The organism is Ottowia beijingensis, from assembly GCF_013423955.1.
Lineage (GTDB): Bacteria > Pseudomonadota > Gammaproteobacteria > Burkholderiales > Burkholderiaceae_C > Ottowia > Ottowia beijingensis.
Genome location: NZ_JACCKX010000001.1, coordinates 3703040 through 3723092 on the forward strand (window position 1 = coordinate 3703040; position 20053 = coordinate 3723092).

Genomic DNA, 20053 nt, shown 5'->3' on the forward strand with positions numbered 1-20053 from the left:
AAACCCGTCTAAGGGTGGCCGCTCTGCAGGGCGGCGGCGGCCATGGCGTGCAGCACGTCGGGGTGCTCGGCAATCGCGGCTTGCAGCGTGAAATCAATGCCCGGATGCTGGGCGCGCAGGGCATCGACGAGGCGCGGCAGATCGTCGCGCGCGTGCCGCCCGGTGCCCAGGAACATGGGCCACACGGCGATGGCGGTGGCGCCGCTGCCGGCCAGCTGCGCCACCACGGTCTCCAGCGTCGGCTCGGTGTATTCAAGATAGGCGCAGGCCACGGCGGCACCGGGTGCCAGGGTGCGGATGCGCTCGGCCACGGCCTCGATGGGTGCGCGCCACAGCGGATCGCGCGAGCCGTGGGCGAACAGCACGATGGCGGGGCGGGTTGATGGCGCGGTCACGTTACTGCCTCAATACCAGCCAGCCGAAGGCGCCCAGCGACAGCAGCGAATAGATGATGCCCGGCGCGGCGGCGGCCAGCCAGGGCTCCCAGTTGCGCAGGTTGCCGACAAAGCCGAACACGTTGTTCAGCAGGAAGAAGCTGATGCCCACCAGCACGCCCACGAACACGTAGCCGGCGATGTTGCCGGCGCGGAAGTGCAGGTAGGCGAAGGGCAGGGCCAGCACCATCATCACCAGGCAACTGAGCGGGTAGAACACCTTGCGCCAGAACTCGATCTCGTAGCGCTGGGCGTTCTGGCCGTTGTCCTGCAGGTGGTTGATGTACTGGAACAGGTCCACCGTCTGCATGCGGTCGGGGCTCAGCAGGGCAGCGGCCACCATGTCGAGCGAGAGCCCGGTGGGCCATTGCCACTCGGCCAGCCGGACGACTTCGACGCGCGGCTGTGCGGCCTGGGTGGCCTGCTCGAAGCTGCGGCGCTCCACGTCCTGCAGGTCCCAGCCATGATCGCCAAAGCGGCCGTGCGCGGCCTTGGTGGTGGACAGCAGGCGCCCGCTGTCGTTGGCGAACTCGTAGATGCGCACCTGGTTCAGGGTGCCGTCGGACGCGAGCGCGCCGACGTTGACCGAGTAGTTGCGGCCCTCCTGCCGGTCCTTCATCCAGGCGCCGGTGCGGCCCACGGTGATGTCGCCCAGAAAGCGCGCCTGCAGCGTCTGCGCCGTGCGGTTGGCAGCGGGAGCCACGTAGTCGCCGAACACGAAGGTGACGGCCACGAACGCCACGCCGAGCAGCAGCAGCGTGCCCAGCGCGCGCAGCCCCAGCCCGCTGGTGCGCAGGATGGTGAACTCGGAGCTGCTGGCCAGCCGCGCCATGACGAAGATGGTGCCGATCAGCACGGCGATGGGCAGCAGCTCGTACAGGTGGTTGGGCACCTGCAGCGCCACGTACAGCAGCGCATAGCCCACGGTGTAGCCGCGCGATGCACCCTGGTTCAGCTCGCCCATCTGGTCGACCATGTCGAAAAAGAAGAACAGCGCCAGGAAGGCCAGGGTGACGAAGCCGACGGCGCGCAGCACCTCGCTGTAGATCAGGCGGCGGATGGTTCTCATGCGGTGCCCCGGCGCGCCGGCAGCAGGCGCCGCACGCTGAACCAGCCGGCATGGCGCGCCAGCAGCGCCCCCATGGCCAGCGCGAAGATGCCGCCGTGCAGCAGCAGCATGAAGGGCAGCAGCCCGATCTTGCCGTGGCCGATCCAGCTCTCGCCAACGCCGATCAGGTTGTAGTAGGTGGCGAAGGCGAACAGCGCGAACATCAGCCCCGCGCTGCGGCCCACGCGCGGGTTCACGCGCGTGGCGGCCAGGGCGATGATGACGCAGTTGAGCGCCGCCAGCGTCAGCCCCAGGCGCCACGACAGCTCGGCCTTGTGGCGCGGCGTGGGGTCGCCCATCAGCACGGTGGTGCGCTTCATGCGCGGCGAATCGTTGTCGGTGGGGCCGACGATCTGCGGGCTGATGCGGTTGCCGTATTCGACGAAGTTGCTCACGCGGGTTTCGCCGCTGGCGGTGTCGGTCTCCAGGCGGTAGCCCTTGTCCAGGATCACGAAGCGCTCGCCCTTGACCACGTCGAGCCGGCCGCTCTGGGCGGAGGTCACGGTCTCCATGCCGCGCTCGTTGGCGGCGATGAAGATGTTGTTGCCGGTCTGCGCGTCGGCCGTGTCCTTGTCGATGAAGAACACGCGCTGGCCGCCGGCCGATTCGATGAAGCGGCCGGGCGCCACGCGCTCAATGTCGCCCCGCCCCTGGTAGCGGTCGCGCAACTCGCGGATCTGGTGGTTGGACCACGGCCACACCACGATGGCCAGCACCGCCACCGCCAGCAGCACCGGCCAGGCAAAGCGCAGGATGGGCTTGAGAAAGGTGAACAGCCCCTGGCCGCTGGCGAACCACACCACCATCTCGCTGGCGGCGTACATGCGCGTCAGCGTGGCGGTGATGGCCACGAACAGGCTGAGCGTGAGGATGGTGGGCAGGTGGCCGAGCACCGTGAAGCCCATCACCAGCATCACCTCGGACGGGTTGACGCGCCCCACCGAGGCCTGGCCCAGCGTGCGGATCAGCATCACCGTCATCACGATGGTGACCAGCACCACCAGGGTCGCGCCGAAGCTGCGGCCCAGCTCTTTGCGCAGGGAGGAATCGAATAACATCGCGCGAGAGAAGGAAAAACTGGATTATGCACCTCGAACTCAGACCGCTCCGCCTGGCGGAAGCCGCCGCCGGCAAGACACCCGCCCTGATCGTGCTGGTGGCCGATGGCTTTGAACCCGGCGACGACGCGCTGTCGGCGCTCATCGAACGCGCCCGCGGCAGCGAGGACTTCAAGACCGAGGCCGGTTCGGTGCTGTCGAGCTATGGCGCCGCCCGCGTGGCGGCCGAGCGCGTGGTGCTGGCCGGCGTGGGCGATGGCAGCGCCGCCAAGGTGCGCAAGGCCGTGGGCGCCGCCGTGGGCGCGCTCAAGGGTAGCCCGGCCAAGGCGCTGACGCTGTGCTTTGCCCAGTCGGCCGACGAAGGCGCCCTGCGCGCCGCCACGCTGGCGCTGGCCGACGCGTGCTACGTCTACACCGCCACCAAGAGCAGCAAGAAGCCGAAGGGCGACAAGGACAAGGCCAAGGAGCCGCCACGCATCACCGAGGCCGTCATCGGCGTGCCCGAGGCCGAGGCGCTGCGCGAGCCGTTCCGCCAGGCCGTGGCCATTGCCAGCGGCGTGCGGGAGGCGCGCGAATGGGCCAACCGCCCGGCCAACCACGCCACGCCCACGATGCTGGGCGAGGCAGCGCAGGCGCTGGGCAAGCTACCGCGCGTGAACTGCGAGGTGCTGGGTCCGAAGGAAGTGGCCAGGCTGGGCATGGGCTCGTTCCAGGCCGTGGCGCAGGGTTCGAAGGAAGAATTGCGCTTCATCGTGCTGCGCTACGACGGCGCCGCCAAGTCGCAGGCGCCGGTGGTGCTGGTGGGCAAGGGCATCACGTTCGACACGGGTGGCGTGTCGCTGAAGCCGGCGCCCGAGATGGACGAGATGAAGTTCGACATGAGCGGCGCGGCCAGCGTGCTGGGCGTGTTCCGCACGCTGGGCGAGCTGAAGCCGGCGGTGAACGTGGTCGGCCTGATCCCCGCGTGCGAAAACATGCCCGATGGCGGCGCGCTGAAACCCGGCGACGTGGTCACGAGCATGAGCGGCCAGACCATCGAGGTGCTGAACACCGATGCCGAAGGCCGCCTGGTGCTGTGCGATGCGCTGACCTACGCCGAGCGCTTCAAGCCACGCGCCGTGATCGACATCGCCACGCTGACCGGCGCCTGCGTGATCGCGCTGGGTGGCGTGCGCAGCGGCCTGTTCGCCAGCGACGATGGGCTGGCCGATGCCCTGCTGGCCGCTGGCGACCGCGCCGGCGACCTGTGCTGGCGCCTGCCGCTGGACGACGACTACGCCGAGGCGCTGAAAACCAACTTTGCCGATGTGGCCAACGTGGGCGGCCGCCCGGCCGGTGCGGTGACGGCGGCGAAATTCCTGCAACGCTTTGCATCCGAGTTCGCCTGGGCGCACCTGGACATCGCCGGCACGGCCTGGAAGGGTGGCGCCGCCAAGGGCGCCACCGGCCGACCGGTGGGCCTGCTGGTGCATTACCTGCTGGGGCAGGAGGGCGTGGCGGCAGCCGAGCCCAAGCCGGCCAAGGCCGCCAGGCGCAAGTCCGGCAAGGGCAAGCGCGGCTGATCCGCCTGCGGCCGCAAGGGGTCGGAAGTCATGACTGAGGTGGCCTTTCATTTCAACGTGCCCGACAAGCTGGGCTACGCCTGCCGTTTGCTGCGCAAGGCCTATGCCGCGGGCGGGCCGGTGGGCGTGGTGGCGCCGGCCGATACGCTGGACGCGCTGAACACCCAGCTGTGGAGCTTTTCGGCGCTGGATTTCATCCCGCACTGCCTGGCCACTGCGCCCGCACCCGTTCTGGGCGCCACGCCCATCGTGCTGGCCGAAAACTGTGCGCAGCTGCCCCAGGCCGGGGTGCTGGTGCACCTGGGTGCTGCCGTGCCGTCGGGCTTCGAGCGCTTCGAGCGCCTGATCGAGCTGGTGGCCACCGACGACACCGACCGCGCCCACGCACGCCAGCGCTGGCGCCACTATGCCGACCGCGGCTACCAGATCAAGCGGCACGACCTGGCCGCCAAGGAGTAAGCCTTGTCGAACGAAGACGCCCCCGCCGCACAGCCCCCGCGCTTCGTGCCCACGCTGACCGAAGTGGTGAAGATCGACACCGCGCCCGAGCCCGCGCAGGTGCCGCCGGCCGCCGCCGAAGCCGCGGCAAATCCGGTCCCCGCCGTGCCCCCGGCCGTCAGCGCCGCCGATCACGCCATGGCCACGGCCGACGAGCTGCTGGCCCGCCTGGGCCCCGATCTCGACCGCCTGATCAGCGAAGCCATCGGCCGCGTGCTGCATGAGCAGATGCTGGGCTTCAACGGCCGGGTGCAGAAAGCCGTGGCCGACGTGGTGCGCGAGGCCGTGGCCAAGTCGCTGGTTCAGGGCGATTCGGGGCGCGCCCTCTAGGTGAAAACCCGTAATTCGGCATCGGTCAGACACTAGCGTGTTCCCTGATGTCGCTGACCGGCCGCATGCGCTAACGTTTCCGGCTTAACCAACACCTTGGAGGTAGTGAAATGAATTTGAAGCTGACTTGGGCCGCGGCCGTGGTGGGTGCCTTTGTTGCCGTGGGCTGCAGCAAGAAGGAAGAGGCCCCAGCCCCCGCACCAGCGCCCGCGCCAGCCGCCGAGGCACCTGCCGCCGCGCCTGCACCGGCCCCAGCGCCCGCAGCCGCCGCAGGGGTGAGACGCAGGTCGTCAAGATCGGCCACGTGGCGCCGGTGTCGGGCCCGCAGGCGCACTACGGCAAGGACAACGAGAACGGCTCGCGCATGGCGATCGAGGATCTGAACACGCAGAACATCGTCATCGGCGGCAAGACCATCAAGTTCGAGATCCAGGCCGAGGACGACGCCGCCGATCCCAAGCAGGGCACCGCCGCCGCGCAGAAGCTGTGCGACGCCAAGGTGAACGGCGTGGTGGGTCACCTGAACTCGGGCACCACCATCCCGGCTTCGAAGGTCTACAACGACTGCGGCATCCCGCACGTCACCGGCGCGGCCACCAACCCTGACCTGACCAAGCCCGGCTACAAGACCACCTACCGCATCATCGCCAACGACCTGGCGCTGGGTGCTGGCCTGGCCAACTACGCTGCCGACAACCTGAAGCTGAAGCGGATCGCCGTCATCGACGACCGCACGGCCTACGGCCAGGGCGTGGCGAAGGTGTTTGCCGAGACCGCCAAGACCAAGGGCATCGAGATCGTGGACGAGCAGTTCACCACCGACAAGGCCACCGACTTCATGGCCATCCTGACGGCCATCAAGTCGAAGAATCCCGACGGCATCTTCTTCGGTGGCATGGACGCCCAGGCGGGCCCCATGCTGCGCCAGATGGAGCAACTGGGCCTGGGTGAAGTCAACTATTTCGGTGGCGACGGCATCTGCACCACCGAGATCGCCAAGCTGGCTGCTGGCGCCAAGACGCTGGGCAAGATGATCTGCGCCGAAGGCGGCTCTTCGATCCAGAAGATGCCGGGCGGCGTGGAGTGGAAGGCCCGCTACGACGCCAAGTACCCCAATCAATACCAGATCTACAGCCCGTACACCTACGACGCGACCATGCTGCTGGCGGACGCCATGAAGCGTGCCGACTCGGTCGATCCGGCGGTTTACACGGCCAAGCTGGCCGAGTCGGACTACAAGGGCGTCACCGCCAACATCCAGTTCGAGCCCAACGGCGAGATGAAGAACGCCGCCATCACGCTGCACCACTACGTGGACGGCAAGAAGACGCCGCTGGATTGATGCTGTCCGTCACCGCAACCGCGCACGCGGTTGCGGTTGGCGACACAGGCCACCTTCGGGTGGCCTTTTTCGTGGGCGTCAGTGATTCCCCGTGTCGCGCGGCCACCAGCGGTCTGCACGGAGACGCCGGGCCAGCGATGCGGCCACCGGCAAGGGTTCACCGTGCAACTGCGCTGCCGCAATCTCGCCACACAGCACGGCCAGCGTCAGGCCGCGGGCTCCCAGGCCGGCCAACAGATGCAGCGGCAGGGGTTGCTCGTTTGCTTCTATTTCAATAGCTGCTGGCGCTTTGTCGGTGGCGCTTATGGCCACTTTTTCTACTGAAGCCGCGTTGCTGGCAGCACCCCACGCGCCAACGGCGGGCAGGCGATCGGGCAGGGTGGCGCGCACCGCAGCCCAGGCCTGGGCGCGGCCGTCGGACCATTGGCCTTGCAGCGCCTCGGCGGCGCGCGGCAGCAGCTCGGACAGGCGTTCGAGGTTGGCGTCGTGATCGGCGGGCAGCAGTTCGGGCTGCGTGTTGCCACGCTCGAAGGTGGAGCCGGTGATCCACCAAGGCCCGTGCTCGCCCGGCAGATGCGCGATCAGGCTGCCCTGGCCGTTGACCGGGAAGGGCGGCAGCGCATCGGCGGCCGTGCCATCGGGCATGAGACCGAAGGCGACCTGGCCGCGCAGCGCGTGCAATGGTGGTGCGGCGGGCGCGGCTGTCTGCAGCAGCGCCAGCGAATCGAAACCGGCGGTGATGAACACCTGTTCGGCCTCGGTGATGAACTCGCCGCCTGCGTCTACCACGCGCCACAGCGCCCCGTGCGACTCGATGCGGGACACGGCTGTGTCGCCGCGCCAGGTGATGCGTGGGGCCTTTAGCATGGCGCGCACCAGGGTGGCCGGTCGAATCCACCCGGCCTGTGCATGCCACAGGGCCTGGTGGGCGTCGTCCAGCCGTACGCCAGCGATGGCCGCGTTTTCAATGGTTTCCTGGTTGTCGGAGGCCACAGAATCGGTACGAGTCGCTTCGGTTTGCGGGGCATCCTGCCAGCTCGGCGGCAACCGGCGTTCGCCGGGTGCGTGGCGCTCCAGAACGCCGGTCGCACCGAAGTCGGTGCCTTCGCGCAGCAGCGCCTGCGCGCGCTGCAAGGTGGCGCGCACGCCGGCGCGTGTGAGGCGCGACAGCGGGCGATCGTCGGGCGAGACATGCGGCGCCACCACGCCGGCCGGCAGGCCGCTCGCACCACTGGCAGGCTCGGCGGCGCGGTCCAGCACTGTCACCTGCCAGCCGCGCTGCGCCAGGCTGTACGCCACCGAGGCGCCTGCCAGACCGGCGCCGATGACCACGCAGCGCCCCGGCCCCGCCACACGCGCTGGCTCATCGGCGAGGGTGCGACGGCGTGCCGCCCAGCGCGGCGCATAGCGGGCCTGCAGTGCGTGCCGCTTGGGGGCAGGCCGGGCACGCGCTCGACGTCGAAGCCGGCCGCCGTCATGGCTTCACGCACCTCGCGCGCCACGCACCAGGTGGCCGCACGGGCACCGCGCCGCGCCAGCCGCGCCACGGCCTTGAGTGTGTGCAGGCTCCACATGGCGGGGTTGCGCACGGGGTCGAAACCGTCGAGGTAGATGGTGTCGTGCTCACCCGTCAGCTCCGCCAGCGCGGGTTGCACATCGCCGATGGACAGCGTCAGCTGCACGCGCTCGTCATCCAGCCGCAGGCGGTGCACGCCCGGCAGCAGGCCATGCCACCGGGCCGCCAGTTCGGCGGCCAGCGGTGCCAGTTCGGGGAAGGCGGCGACGCTGCGGATCAGGTCGGCGGGCTCGGGCGGGAAGGCTTCGACCGCGCTGTAGAACAGGCGGGCCGGGCGCCTGGGGTCTTGCCGCCATGTGTGCCAGGTGGCGAGGAAGTTGAGGCCGAGGCCAAAACCTGTCTCCAGCACGGCCCAGCAGGGGGCGCCTGCCCATGCCGTGGCTTCTTCAGCCGTCGACAGCAGGCCACAGCCCTGCAGGAACACTTGACGCGCCTGGGCGAGGCCGCCGCGACCGTCACTGCCCGTGTTGCGGTAGATGTCACCGAAACGCGGGCTGAAGGGCGTGCCATCGTCGCGCCACTGGATGGTCGGGTTGGTCATCCTTTTTGCTAATCAATTGATAGCTGCTCGCGCTTGTCAGACGGGCGCTGGAGGCCAATTTGATCAATAAGGCAGTTCCTGCGGCCCCATGCCGACGTAGTCGGGCGCCGGGTCGGTCGCAAAGCGCTGTGCGCTGATGTGCGTGTGTCCCAGCCGCAGCGCCTGGGCCACGCGGTGCATGCCGTCCATCACGCCGCCGTCGGCGCTCAGGATGATGGGCCAGCGCAGGTCGCAGGCGTCCATCAACTGCACGTGAAGGGCGATGGCGCGCGGCGTGGGCGCGTCGCCCTCGTGGCTGAACCAGTAGGGCTCGTCCAGTTCGCGGATGTCGGTCAGCGGCACCTGGGTTACCGGCAGGTGGCGCGCCAGGCGGATCAGCCGGTGCACGTCCCAGGCGCGCAGGCCGTCGGGGCCGGGGCGAAAGTGGTACTGGCGGCGCAGGCGCGCCAGTTCGGCTTCGGAGCGTCGGCCGTGGGCTGCAACGGCTCAGGCGCTGGGCGGCACGTAGCCCGCGGCCTGGTCGGCGCCGGCGCCGAAGAAGTGGTTCTCCATCTGGCGCTTGAGGTATTCGCGCGCCCGCTGGTCGGCCAGGTTCAGGCGGTTCTCGTTCACCAGCATGGTCTGGTGGCCCAGCCATTGCTGCCAGGCTTCCTTGCTGACGCTTTCCCAGATGCGCTTGCCCAGCTCGCCGGGGTAGGGCGGAAAGTCCAGGCCCTCGGCTTCCTTGCCGAGCTTGATGCAGTTGACCATGCGTGCCATGTAAATCCTTGCGTTGTTCGTGTGTCTTGGGGGTCACGGGACTTTAGCAAGTTTGCCCAAGCCCTGATCCGCATGCTGACTACACTGGCCGCTGCTTTCGCGCCCCTTCCGGATGATCGCCATGACCGACCTGCCGCTGCCCACCCTCGATGCCGACCTGTTCGCCCGCGCACAAGCGCTGCTGGACGACGAATGGCTGTCGGCCGACCCCGACCTGGCACCCGTGCTGCCCATCGTGCTGGCGCGCGGCGTGGGGCAGGACTGGCACAAGGCCGGCACCTTCCGCCACCACCTGGTGGGCGTGGCACGCAGCCTGGCGCTGTGGCGGCAGCCGCGCGACGTGCGCCTGCTGGGCCTGCTGCACAGCGTGTACGGCAACGCCTATGTCGATCTGGTGAAGTTCGACGCCGCCAGCGAGCGCGCCCGCCTGCGCGAGGCCGTGGGCGAGCCGGCGGAGGAGCTGGTGCACCTGTTCTGCACCGCCTCGCGCACGCAGTTCACGCAGAAGGTGCAGGCTGGGCAGATCGAGCCCGACGGCAGCGTGGTGCTGGATGACCGCACGCTGCCGCCCGATGTGGTGGCCGCCTTCACCGTGGTCAGCATGGCCGACTTCTGCGAGCAATGGTTTGCCTGGCAGGAAGACATTTACGCCGGCTTTCCCTTCCTGCACCAGACGCCGCAAGCCGTGCACTGGGCCGCCGCGCTGTGGCCGGGGCCGATGCGCACGCCCAGCCGCATTTATGCGCTGATCAGCCGCCTGGGCGCGGCACTGCGGCACCCGGCGCTGCAGGGGCGGCTGCCCATGCCGCCGGTGTTCGACCACTGCACCCGCGTGCTGCCCGAAGCCGACGAGGCCGCCGCCTCGGCGCTGTACTGGTCGGTGGTGCAGCAGCAGCAACCGCTGGTGCAGCCGCAGGCCAGCATCGCCACGCTGGAGCAGGCCGTGCGCCTGAACCCGTGGGTGGGCGAGCCGCAGATGCTGCTGGCGCAGCTGTACCTGATCGCCGGCCGCCACGACGATGCGCGCGCCGCCGCCGAGGGCGCGCTGCAGTGCTACAGCAGCTGGGGCAACGCCTGGGACAAGCGCGTGCAGTGGGACGCCTGGATCGCCTGGGCGCGCATCCTGCGCCAGGGCGCCATCACCCGCGACTGGCCCGAGCGGCTGGACAAGCTCAACAACGTGGCGCTGCGACCGGACGCTGCATAAGCGCATGACGAAATCGTCTGAGCGCGGTGCGTGGCACCACGTGATCGGCGGCTAGACTGCGGCGATACCGCCTGGATTTCAGGTTTTCAAGTGTTTTTGGCCTCCAGCGCTTATCCAGCAAGCGCTGGCAGCTATTTTTTATAGTTATCGACCTTTCAGGAGAACCCCATGTCGCAGCAATGGAAGTTTGAAACCCAGTCCGTCCACGCCGGCTATTCGCCCGACCCGACCAACAAGTCGGTCGCCGTGCCGATCTACCAGACCGTGGCCTATGCCTTCGACAGCGCGCAGCACGGCGCCGACCTGTTCGACCTCAAGGTGCCGGGCAACATTTACACCCGCATCATGAACCCCACCAACGACGTGCTGGAAAAGCGCGTGGCGGCGCTGGAGGGCGGCATTGGTGCGCTGGCCGTTGCCTCGGGGCAGGCGGCCATCATGTACGCCATCCAGACCATCGCCGAGGCGGGCGACAACATCGTCAGCAGCACCGCGCTGTACGGCGGCACCTACAACCTGTTCGCCCACACGCTGCCGCAGCTCGGCATCACCACGCGCTTTGCCGACCACCGCGACCCGCAGAGCTTCGACAAGCTGATCGACGAACGCACCAAGGCCGTGTTCGTCGAGAGCATCGGCAACCCGGCCGGCAACATCACCGACATCGCCAGCGTGGCCGCCATCGCGCACCGGCACGGCGTGCCGCTGATCGTCGACAACACCGTCGCCAGCCCCTACCTGATGCGCCCCATCGAGCACGGCGCCGACATCGTGATCCAGTCCCTCACCAAGTACATGGGCGGCCACGGCACCTCGCTGGGCGGCGCCATCGTCGACAGCGGCAGGTTTCCTGGGCCGAGCACAAGGCGCGCTTCAAGCGCCTGAACGAACCCGACGTGAGCTACCACGGCGTGGTCTACACCGAGGCCCTGGGCCCGGCGGCCTTCATCGGGCGCGCCCGCGTCGTGCCGCTGCGCAACACCGGCGCGGCGCTGTCGCCCTTCAACGCCTTCCAGATCCTGCAGGGCATCGAAACCCTGGCGCTGCGCATGGACCGCATCTGCGAGAACACGATGAAGGTGGCGCAGCATCTGCAGCAGCACGCCAAGGTGGCCTGGGTCAGCTACGCCGGCCTGCCCGATCACGAAGACCACGCGCTGGCGCAGCACTACATGGGCGGGCGCGCTTCGGGCCTGTTCACCTTCGGCGTCAAATCCGCCCCCGGCGACGATGCCCGCGCCGCCGGCGCGCGCTTTCTCGACGCGCTGCAGCTGTTCACGCGCCTGGTCAACATCGGCGACACCAAGTCGCTGGCCACGCACCCGGCCAGCACCACGCACCGCCAGCTCTCGCCCGAAGAGCTAGCCAAGACCGGCGTGAAAGAGGAAACCGTGCGCCTGTGCGTCGGCATCGAGCACATCGACGACCTGCTGGCCGACCTGGATCAGGCGCTGGCGAAGGTGTGACGCCGGCTCTTGGCATCAAGAATCGCATAAAATGATGTCGATATTGATGCAGGAATCGTTTCAATGCGTACCACCGTTACCCTGGATGAAGCCTTGCTCGGGCGCGCCGGCGCGCTGAGCGGCGTGCAGGACCGCTCGGCGCTGCTGGCCGAAGCGTTGCGTGCCCTGATCGAGCGCGAAAGCGCGCGCCGCCTGGCGCGGCTGGGCGGCAGCGAGCCGCGGCTGGCGGCGGCGCCACGCCGCCAGGGCGAACCCGCACCCAAGACCAGGCGCCCATGATCCTGGCCGACACCTCGGTCTGGGTCGATCACCTGCGCCAGGGCGATGCCGATCTGGCGCGGGCGCTGGAGCAGGGCGCCATCGCGATACACCCTTTCGTCATCGGCGAAATCGCGCTTGGCCATCTGAAGAACCGCCGTGACGTGCTCGACCTGCTGGCTGCCTTGCCGCCGGCGCCGCAGGCCGAGCACGACGAAGTGCTGCACGCGGTCGAGCAGCACCAGCTTGCCGGCCGTGGCCTGGGCTGGATCGACGTGCATCTGCTGGCCGCCACGCTGCTGGCCGCCGATGCCCGGCTGTGGACGCGCGACAAGCGCCTGCACGCTGCGGCGACCGATCTGGGCGTTGCTTGGGCGCCAGAATCCCATTGACGCCAGCGCCCGCGCCATGCCCGCCAAGGAAACCACGACTTCTACTACGAGGTGCTGGGCGAGACCAACGGGATGATGCTGGTCTCGGTGACGGGCACGGCGGTGAAGATGGCCTGACGGCCAAGACCCCACCAGCGCAGCCGGTAAAAGCTGGCCCCGCCATGGGATGGGGGTAAGCTGCTTCGGGACGTCGATCCCATAGGAGCGTGGTGGTGGTTGCCCGCGAACTGGCCTGCAAGAACCGGCTGCTGGCGCTGCTGCCGGACGAGGTGTTCGCGCGCTGGTGGCCCGAGCTGGAGGACGTCGACCTGCCGCTGGGCGCCGTGCTGCGCGAATCGGGCGCGCGCATCTCGCACGCGGTGTTTCCGCTCACGGCCATCGTCTGCCTGGTCTATCTGCTGGAGGACGGTGGTTCCACCGAGATTGCGGTGATCGGCCATGAAGGGCTGGTCGGCATGCCGCTGTTCATGGGCGGCGGCAGCACGCTGAGCCGCGCGGTGGTACAGAGCGCGGGCCGGGGCTGCGGGTGCGCGCGGATTTCCTGATGACGGAGTTCGAACGCCAGCCGGCGGTCATGCAGCTGCTGCTGCGCTTCACACAGGCGCTGATGACGCAGATGTCGCAGACCGCGGTGTGCAACCGGCACCACGCCGTGGTGCAGCAGCTGTGCCGCTGGCTGCTGCTGAGCCTGGATCGCCTGCCCGGCAACGAACTGGTGATGACGCAGGAACTCATCGCCAACATGCTGGGCGTGCGCCGCGAGGGGTGACCGAGGCGGCCGGCCGGCTGAGCCGCGAGGGCCTGATCGAGTACCGGCGTGGCCGCATCACGGTGTTCGACCGCCCGGCGCTGGAGCGGCGCGCCTGCGAATGCTACGGCGTGGTCAGGCGCGAGTACGACCGGCTACTGTCGCGCACGCTGCCGCTGCGGCGCTGAGGGCGGTCAAGGCCCGGTGGCGGTGGGTGGGTGCAGGATCAGTTCCTGCAGCACCAGGGCATCGTTGTGCTGCTCGTCGTGGGCTGAATAGACCATCGTCAGCACGCCCTGGCGCGCGATGTCGCGCAGCTGCGCCAGCAGCTGCGGCTTCTGCGCGATCTCGTCGGCGTAGCGGCGGCGGAACTCGGCCCAGCGCGACGGCTCGTGCCCGAACCACTTGCGGAGTTCGGTGCTGGGGCCGATGTCCTTGAGCCAGAGGTCCAGCGCCGCCGCGTCCTTGCGCACGCCGCGCGGCCACAGCCGGTCGATCAGCACGCGCATGCCGTCGCTGGCGGCGGGCGGCGCGTAGGCGCGCTTCAAGCGCACGCGGGATGCGGCGATGCGGCTCATCACTGGCGCCTTCGCTGGCCTCAACCCGCCGCCGGGTGGCGCGCGGCGTGCTGCGACATGGCGTCCAGCGCCAGGTTGGAGTGCGCATAGGCGGCGCCGGCACGCATCTCGGCGGCGACCCAGATGGCCTCCATCAGCTCCTGCTCGGTGGCGCCCTTGCGCAGCGCGCTGGCAGTGTGGCCGCGGATGCAGTAGGGGCACTGTGTGACATGGGCGACCGCCACGGCGATCAGTTCCTTGGTCTTGGCGGGCAGGGCGCCGTCGGCGAACACGGCCTTGCCGAAGGCCTGGAAGGCCTTGGTGGCATCAGGCGTCAGTTGCTCGCGCCGCGCGTTGAGTTCGCGCGAGGCCGGGGGTACATGTCGGTGTTCATGCGGTGCTCCTCGTGGTCGTCGGGGCCGGGGCGGCGGCGGCCAGTGCGTTCTCGAACGCGCGTTCGGTGCGCAGGCCTTCGAGATCGCGGTGGACGAAGGCAGCTGCCAGCTCCTGCCCGGCGCGCCGGTAGGAGATGCGGCAGTCGCGTGCGTCGATGTCGCCGTCGATTACCACCTGGTCGAAGCCTTCGGCATGGCCCACGTAGGCCAGGCCGAAGTCGAACTGCTCGGTCCAGAAGAACGGCAGCATCTGGAAGCGCTCGCGCTGCCCCAGCATGTTGTGCGCCGCCACCTGGCCCAGGCGCTGCGCCACCACCCAGTGCGCGACGCGGATCGGCGCGCTGCTGTGCGGGTCGGGCCAGCGCGCGATGTCGCCCGCGGCGTAGATGCCGGGCACGCTGGTCTGCAGGTACTCGTCGACCGTCACGCCGCGATCCAGCGCCAGGCCCGCCTGTTCGGCCAGCGCCAGCGCCGGACGCACGCCGACGCCGATCACGACCAGGTCGGCGGCGAGCGTCTCGCCGTTCGACAGCAAGACGCCGCGCGCGTCGATGGTTTCGGGCGTGACGCCGAGGTGAAAGACCACGCCGTGCTGCTCGTGCAGGCGGCGCAGGAAGGCACCGACGTCGGTGCCCAGCACGCGCTCCATCAAGGCCGTCTCGCGCCCCACCACGTGCACGCGCAGGCCGCGCTTGCGCAGCGAGGCCGCCACCTCCAGCCCGATGAAGCTGGCGCTGATGACGACGGCTTGCCTGGCTGTGCCGGCCGCGGCCGCCAGCGCGCGGGCATCGGCCCAGCTGCGCAGGTAGCGCATGTGCGGCAGGTCGGCACCGGGCAGCGGCAGTCGCACCGGCTCGGCGCCGGTGGCCAGCAGCAGGGCGTCGAAGCCATGCCGGCTGCCGTCCTCCAGTTGCACCTCGCGCCGCGCGGTGTCGATGGCGGCCACGCGCATGCCGAGCCGCAGGTCGATGCGCTGGTCTTCATAGAACGACGCCGGACGCAGCGGCACCCAGTCATCGGATGCACTGCCGTCCAGGTAGTACTTCGACAGGTTGGGCCGGTCGCAGGGCAGGTCCGGGTCGGCGCTGAACAGGGTGATGCTGCCCTCGTGGCCCGCGCGGCGCAATGCCTCGGCCGCCGCCTGGCCTGCGGCGCCGCCGCCCACGATGACGATGGGTTGCAACACCTCGGGCGGCGCGGCCTTGCGCGGCAGGGTGGGGTGCTCTGGCGCACGCAGACGCGGCCGTCGATTTCCTCGACCTGGCGGCAGGTGATGGGCTTGAGCGCCGGCGCGCGCACCGCCTCGCCGGTGCGCAGGCTGAAGGCCGCGTGGTGCCAGGGGCAGCGCACCGTGTCGCCGACCAGCAGGCCGTCGGCCAGCGGCCCGTTCCAGTGCGTGCAGACGGCGCCGACGGCGAACAGCTGGCCGCCCTGGCGCACCAGGATCAGCGACTCGCCATGCGCGTGGCCGAGCAGCATCGCACCGTCAGCGAGCGCCGACGAGGCCACGCCCTGGGCGAGGTCGGGGCCGGTGAGAAAAGTGTCGTCGCTGGCCATGGTCGTTCTCCGGTGGCGGTGGCGGCCCTCAGGTCACCACCAGGGTGCCGTTCATGTTGGGGTGGAAGGTGCAGGTGTAGGCAAAGCGGCCGCGCCTGTCGGCACGATAAGTCCAGCGCGCGCCTTCGGCGATGCTCTGCGAATCGAACACGCCAGCGCAGGTGACGGTGTGCGGAAACGGGTCCTTGTTGATCCACTCCACGCTGTCGCCGCGCCGCACGGTCAGGGTCAGCGGCGCATAGGCCGTTGCCGCCATGACGACGGTGTGCCGCACCGGCAGGCGCGCCCGCGCCCGCGCGACGGATGCCACCGCCATGCCGGCCGCGATCAGCAGCGCGTGGCGGCGCGTGCACGGGGCGTGGGGGCTGCGGCCATGTCGATGCCTGCCTGCGCGTCATTTCAGCTTGGCCTGGATCTGTTTCGCGTGCTCCAGGTGGCCGACGAAGGCCGGCCGGGAGTTGACCAGCAGCGCCTTCAGCTTGGCGTTCTGTGCGCTCGGAATCAGGGTCTTGTCGATCGCATCGATGACCTGCGTGTGGTAGTCGACCTCGCGTGCGATGTAGGCCTTGTCGAACGCGGCGCCTTTCAGCGGCTCGAGCGTCTTGAGCGCATCGACGCCCCCTGCTGGAGGCTTTGCGCCGTCGGGTTGTCCTCGGGCGTGAGCTTGAGCCGGTTCGCCAGTTCTGCGGCCTGCTTGTTGACGCCCGTGTGGTCGGTCACCATCTGCCTGGCAAAGGCCTTGACGTCGGCGGCGTGGGCCTTGGTCTGCGCAAACTTGCCGACGTCGATGTCGACCTGGTTGGCGGTGACGACGATGGCGGCGATCTGGGCATCGCTCGGGCCCTGGGCCATGGCGACCGAGGTGCCGGCGGCCAGCAGCACGGCCGAGAAGAGAATCGAGGGTCTGTTCATGATGCGCTCCTTCAGCGTTGGACCGATACCGGTTGTGCGAGGAGGCAGTCCGACAGGCTGCCGCGATGGGCGCCGACCGTTCGATACAAGCCCAGCATGCGCCGCGTGCCGGCGGCTGTCTGTGCGCCAGCGCACACAGTGCAAAAAGCCGATCAGCAACGAAAAAGCGACCGCCGTGGCGGTCGCTGGTAGCGTGGGCGCAGGGCCGAAGTGGCCTGGCGATCTGGCTGCGACTGGCGCCTGACGCGCCGGGATGAAGCGGCTTACACGCCGTCGCGGGCGATCCGCATGGCCTCGCGCAGCACGCCGATGTCGCCGATGTGGTTGGCCAGCAGCAGGATCAGGCGGGCGTTGACCATGGCGCTCTGCTCGTCGCTCAGGTCGCGGTGGGTGTCGATCAAGGCCTCGTAGAAATCGTCGCCGGGCGAGTAGGCCTGGAAGTAGCGCTGGCCGGCTTCGCTGAAGTTGGGCTGGGTGTTCAGGGGCATGGCGGGTCTCCGGTCGGTCTTCAGGCGTTGCCCGTTGCGCGGGCCACGGCTGCTTTGATTTTGCAGCATCCAGCGCACGCCAGCGGCCGGCCACGTGCTGATCTGGCCGGCAAAGGTAGGTGGTGCCCGGCTGCAGGTCGTAGCGCTGGGCCACGCAGCCCTTGGTGTCGATCAGGGTCTTCAGGCCGGCGGGCGCCTGGCCCTTTCGGGCGACCACGATGGGCTCGACCGGGATGCCGCCCGCTTGCAGCTCACTCAGCGCTTGCGCGGCACCCGCGTCCAGTGCGTCCGCGTCCTCGACATAGTGCAGCGCCTGGAAGCGGTTGCCCATCTGGTGCAGCAGCCAGCCGTCGCCGCCGGCGGCCTGCACCGGCGCGTCGGCCATGGGCGCGCCGGGGATCATGTTGCCCTTGAAGGCGTCCGCATCCGGCGTGTTCAGGCTCGACGTCGCCAGCCAGCTGGGCACCGACAGGCGGCCGGAGTTGACCAGCGCGCGGGCGAAAGGGTAGTTGGCCGCCAGCTCCAGCACCGCGTTGCGGAAGGTCTTGCTGGTGGCGCTCTTGGGCGTGATGAAGTCGGTCGAGCGGGTCGAGTTCATGATGTTCTCGTCGGCCGCCCAGCCACGTTCTTCGGTGTAGGTGTCGAGCAGGGTGGCGGGGGCCTGGCCGTCCATCACCAGCTTGAGCTTCCAGGCCAGGTTGTCGGTGTCCTGGATGCCGCTGTTGGCGCCACGCGCGCCGAAGGGCGAGACCTGGTGCGCCGCATCGCCCACGAACAGCACGCGGCCATGGTTGAACCTGTTCATGCGCCGGCACTGGAAGGTGTAGATGCTGACCCATTCCAGCTCGAACTCGCGCTCGTCGCCGAGCATGGCCTGGATGCGCGGGATCACCTTCTCGGGCTTGCGCTCTTCCACCGGGTCGGCGTCCCAGCCGAGCTGGAAGTCGATGCGCCACACGTTGTCGGCCTGCTTGTGCAGCAGCACGCTCTGGTTGGGGTGGAAGGGCGGGTCGAACCAGAACCAGCGCTCGGCCGGGAAGTCGGCCTTCATCACCACGTCGGCGATGAGGAAGCGGTCCATGAAGATCTTGCCCTCGATGTCGAGCCCGAGCATGGTGCGAATGGGACTGCGCGCGCCGTCGGCGACCACCAGCCAGTCGGTGGTGAGCGAGTAGGGCCCGTCCGGCGTCTCGACGCGCACCGTCACCTGGTCTTCGCCCGGCACGACGGAGATGACGTTGCTCTTGAAGCGCATCTGCAGCTTGTCCGACAGCTGGCGGGCGCGCTCGATCAGGTATTCCTCGAGGTAGTACTGCTGCAGGTTGATCATGCCGGGGCGGTGATGATCCGCCTCGGGCCGCAGGTTGAAGTTGAACACCTCGCCCTCGCGCAGGAAGGTGCGGCCCACGTCCCAGCTCACACCCTTCTGCACGAACTTGTCGCCGCAGCCCATGCGATCGAGCACTTCCAGCGCGCGCTTGGCGTAGCACACGCCGCGCGAGCCGATCGACACGGTGTCGTCGTTGTCGAGCAGCAGCACATCCTGGCCCTGCTGCGCCAGGTCGATGGCGGCCGACAGGCCCACCGGGCCGGCGCCCACCACGACCACGGGGTAATGGCCGGTCTTGCCTTCGGTCAGCTCGGGCGGCTGGACGAACTCGAACTTGGGGTAGGTGAAGGTCTTTTGCACCGCTTGTCTCCTCGGGTTGGCGGTTTGAGTCAAAAGAGGCTGCAGCGCTTGATGGATAAGCGCAGGCAGCTATCAATAAATGAGCTTCTTGCTGTGGGAGCGGGCTTGCTCGCGATGAGCCGTTGTGCAGCGTCAGCCTATCGCGGGCAAGCCCGCTCCCACAAGGAGGTGCCCGCACGGCGGGCTGGGCATCAAGCTTTCTGCAACTCGTGCCACATCTGCTGATCGCGCTCGGCGGTCCAGATGCGCGGGTCGCGGATGCCGCTGGCCTCGTCGTGCGCACGGGTCACGTCAAAGGGCAGGCAGTGCTCGTAGATGAAGACCTGGCCGAACTTCGGGTCCATGGCCTTGCGCGTGTGCTTCATGGTGGCGTTCAGGTCCATGCCCTGGGCCACGGCTTCCTGCGCGCTCTGGTACAGCGTGCTGACGAAGTCGCGTGTGTAGGCCAGGCCCTTCTGCACCTCGGCCGGCGTCAGCAGCGCCGGCCCGCGGCCGGGCACCAGCTTGTCGAACTTCATGGCGGCCAGGTTGTCCAGCGTCTGCGGCCAGTCGGCCAGGTAGGCGTCGCCGGTGTAGCAGGCCGCATCGGCCTCGACCAGATCGCCCGAGAAACAGGTGTTCTGGCTCGGCAGGTAGACGATGGTGTCGCCCTTGGTGTGGCCGCGGCCCACCTGCTTGATCTTCACCTCCAGCTTGCCCAGCCACAGCGTCATCTCGCCGGTGAAGGTCATCGTCGGCCAGGTCAGGCCCGGCACGCTTTCGACGGCCTGGAACAGGCGCGGGAAGCGGCCGATTTCCGAGTCCATGTCCTGCTGGCCGCGCTCGACGATCAGGTCGTAGGTGTCCTGGCTGGCGATGATCTGCTCGAGGCCTTCCGACTTGTAGCCGCTGGCGCCAGCACGCGCACGGCGTGGTAGTGCGTCAGCACCACGTACTTGATCGGCTTGTCGGTGATCTCGCGGATCTTCTGGATCACACCTTGCGCGGCCACGGGCGTGGCGGTGGCGTCGATGATCATGCAGCCGTCGTCGCCGATGATGACGCCGGTGTTCGGGTCGCCCTCGGCGGTGTAGGCGTAGGCGTTGTCGCTGAGCTTTTCCCAGCTGATCTTCTTTTCTTCCAGGTCGGCCTGGGAGGCGAATTTCTTTTCGGACATGGCAAGTCTCCAGCGTTGT

At 68.9% G+C, this 20053-nt stretch carries 19 protein-coding genes and 6 pseudogenes; 9 read left to right on the forward strand and 16 right to left on the reverse strand.

Going from position 1 to position 20053, the window contains the following annotated elements:
- Positions 1–8 precede the first annotated feature (8 nt).
- The 3 genes from H0I39_RS18250 to lptF are packed head-to-tail and all read right to left on the reverse strand — an operon-like array spanning position 9 to position 2600.
- The gene (locus H0I39_RS18250; RefSeq protein ID WP_308645890.1) at positions 9–395 is read right to left on the reverse strand and encodes a sirohydrochlorin chelatase; all 387 of its coding nucleotides are present in this window, start codon (positions 393–395) and stop codon (positions 9–11) included.
- A gap of 1 nt (position 396) precedes the next feature.
- Complete coding sequence (gene lptG, locus H0I39_RS18255) at positions 397–1503, reverse strand: LPS export ABC transporter permease LptG (RefSeq protein WP_180551421.1); 1107 nt, start codon at positions 1501–1503, stop codon at positions 397–399.
- On the reverse strand, positions 1500–2600 hold the full coding sequence (gene lptF, locus H0I39_RS18260) for an LPS export ABC transporter permease LptF (RefSeq protein ID WP_180551422.1): 1101 nt from the start codon (positions 2598–2600) through the stop codon (positions 1500–1502). The genes lptG and lptF overlap by 4 nt, the downstream gene beginning before the upstream one ends.
- Before the next feature lie 26 nt (positions 2601–2626).
- On the opposite strand from lptF, the gene H0I39_RS18265 reads away from it, so the two are divergent.
- The 4 genes from H0I39_RS18265 to H0I39_RS18280 all read left to right on the forward strand — a co-directional run bounded on the left by H0I39_RS18265 (position 2627) and on the right by H0I39_RS18280 (position 6332).
- Entirely contained in the window at positions 2627–4162 is a 1536-nt protein-coding gene (locus H0I39_RS18265; RefSeq protein WP_180551423.1) for a leucyl aminopeptidase, read from the forward strand.
- A gap of 30 nt (positions 4163–4192) precedes the next feature.
- Positions 4193–4621 (forward strand): DNA polymerase III subunit chi, encoded by a 429-nt coding sequence (locus H0I39_RS18270; protein WP_180551424.1) that lies wholly within the window; start codon positions 4193–4195, stop codon positions 4619–4621.
- Positions 4622–4624: 3 nt separating this feature from the next.
- Entirely contained in the window at positions 4625–4990 is a 366-nt protein-coding gene (locus tag H0I39_RS18275; RefSeq protein WP_180551425.1) for a hypothetical protein, read from the forward strand.
- A gap of 166 nt (positions 4991–5156) precedes the next feature.
- On the forward strand, positions 5157–6332 hold the full coding sequence (locus tag H0I39_RS18280; protein ID WP_180551875.1) for an ABC transporter substrate-binding protein: 1176 nt from the start codon (positions 5157–5159) through the stop codon (positions 6330–6332).
- Between the two features lie 78 nt (positions 6333–6410).
- Here H0I39_RS18280 and mnmC1 read toward each other — a convergent pair whose 3' ends face one another.
- From mnmC1 to H0I39_RS18295, 4 genes are all read right to left on the reverse strand, one after another.
- Positions 6411–7631 carry an FAD-dependent 5-carboxymethylaminomethyl-2-thiouridine(34) oxidoreductase MnmC1 gene (gene mnmC1 / locus H0I39_RS24305; protein WP_373368317.1) on the reverse strand — a complete coding sequence of 407 codons (1221 nt, stop codon included), beginning with the start codon at positions 7629–7631 and terminating at the stop codon, positions 6411–6413.
- The gene (gene mnmC2 / locus H0I39_RS24310; RefSeq protein ID WP_373368318.1) at positions 7595–8449 is read right to left on the reverse strand and encodes a tRNA (5-methylaminomethyl-2-thiouridine)(34)-methyltransferase MnmC2; all 855 of its coding nucleotides are present in this window, start codon (positions 8447–8449) and stop codon (positions 7595–7597) included. The genes mnmC1 and mnmC2 overlap by 37 nt, the downstream gene beginning before the upstream one ends.
- Positions 8450–8512: 63 nt before the next feature.
- The gene (locus H0I39_RS18290; RefSeq protein ID WP_257645881.1) at positions 8513–8836 is read right to left on the reverse strand and encodes a ParB N-terminal domain-containing protein; all 324 of its coding nucleotides are present in this window, start codon (positions 8834–8836) and stop codon (positions 8513–8515) included.
- A 99-nt stretch (positions 8837–8935) separates the two neighbouring features.
- Complete coding sequence (locus H0I39_RS18295) at positions 8936–9208, reverse strand: oxidative damage protection protein (protein ID WP_180551426.1); 273 nt, start codon at positions 9206–9208, stop codon at positions 8936–8938.
- 121 nt (positions 9209–9329) lie between these two features.
- Between H0I39_RS18295 and H0I39_RS18300 the strand changes: the two genes are divergently transcribed.
- The 5 genes and pseudogenes from H0I39_RS18300 to H0I39_RS18320 all read left to right on the forward strand — a co-directional run bounded on the left by H0I39_RS18300 (position 9330) and on the right by H0I39_RS18320 (position 13467).
- Complete coding sequence (locus H0I39_RS18300; RefSeq protein WP_180551427.1) at positions 9330–10415, forward strand: DUF6817 domain-containing protein; 1086 nt, start codon at positions 9330–9332, stop codon at positions 10413–10415.
- Between the two features lie 168 nt (positions 10416–10583).
- A pseudogene (locus H0I39_RS18305) lies at positions 10584–11881 on the forward strand (O-acetylhomoserine aminocarboxypropyltransferase/cysteine synthase family protein).
- A 63-nt stretch (positions 11882–11944) separates the two neighbouring features.
- On the forward strand, positions 11945–12160 hold the full coding sequence (locus H0I39_RS18310) for a type II toxin-antitoxin system VapB family antitoxin (protein WP_180551428.1): 216 nt from the start codon (positions 11945–11947) through the stop codon (positions 12158–12160).
- Entirely contained in the window at positions 12157–12531 is a 375-nt protein-coding gene (locus tag H0I39_RS18315; RefSeq protein WP_180551429.1) for a type II toxin-antitoxin system VapC family toxin, read from the forward strand. The genes H0I39_RS18310 and H0I39_RS18315 overlap by 4 nt, the downstream gene beginning before the upstream one ends.
- 227 nt (positions 12532–12758) lie before the next feature.
- Positions 12759–13467 (forward strand): annotated as a pseudogene (locus tag H0I39_RS18320) (Crp/Fnr family transcriptional regulator).
- A gap of 6 nt (positions 13468–13473) precedes the next feature.
- On the opposite strand, the gene H0I39_RS18325 reads toward H0I39_RS18320, so the two are convergent.
- From H0I39_RS18325 to H0I39_RS18360, 9 genes and pseudogenes are all read right to left on the reverse strand, one after another.
- Entirely contained in the window at positions 13474–13857 is a 384-nt protein-coding gene (locus H0I39_RS18325; protein ID WP_180551430.1) for a DUF488 domain-containing protein, read from the reverse strand.
- A 20-nt stretch (positions 13858–13877) separates the two neighbouring features.
- A complete protein-coding gene (locus H0I39_RS24315) occupies positions 13878–14129 on the reverse strand; it encodes a carboxymuconolactone decarboxylase family protein (protein WP_373368319.1) in 252 nt (83 codons plus the stop codon).
- A 97-nt stretch (positions 14130–14226) separates the two neighbouring features.
- Positions 14227–15417 carry an NAD(P)/FAD-dependent oxidoreductase gene (locus H0I39_RS18335; protein WP_308645891.1) on the reverse strand — a complete coding sequence of 397 codons (1191 nt, stop codon included), beginning with the start codon at positions 15415–15417 and terminating at the stop codon, positions 14227–14229.
- A 143-nt stretch (positions 15418–15560) separates the two neighbouring features.
- Positions 15561–15788, reverse strand: a pseudogene (locus tag H0I39_RS23520) (Rieske 2Fe-2S domain-containing protein); the annotation flags it as partial.
- A gap of 28 nt (positions 15789–15816) precedes the next feature.
- Positions 15817–16122: a cupredoxin domain-containing protein gene (locus tag H0I39_RS18340; protein ID WP_373368353.1), complete on the reverse strand. Its 306-nt coding sequence runs from the start codon at positions 16120–16122 to the stop codon at positions 15817–15819.
- 60 nt (positions 16123–16182) lie between these two features.
- Positions 16183–16700: pseudogene (locus tag H0I39_RS18345) on the reverse strand (DUF4142 domain-containing protein).
- A gap of 263 nt (positions 16701–16963) precedes the next feature.
- Positions 16964–17188: a DUF2783 domain-containing protein gene (locus tag H0I39_RS18350; protein ID WP_180551878.1), complete on the reverse strand. Its 225-nt coding sequence runs from the start codon at positions 17186–17188 to the stop codon at positions 16964–16966.
- Between the two features lie 20 nt (positions 17189–17208).
- Positions 17209–18878 (reverse strand): annotated as a pseudogene (locus tag H0I39_RS18355) (FAD-dependent oxidoreductase).
- A 191-nt stretch (positions 18879–19069) separates the two neighbouring features.
- Positions 19070–20034: pseudogene (locus H0I39_RS18360) on the reverse strand (MBL fold metallo-hydrolase).
- Positions 20035–20053 lie beyond the last annotated feature (19 nt).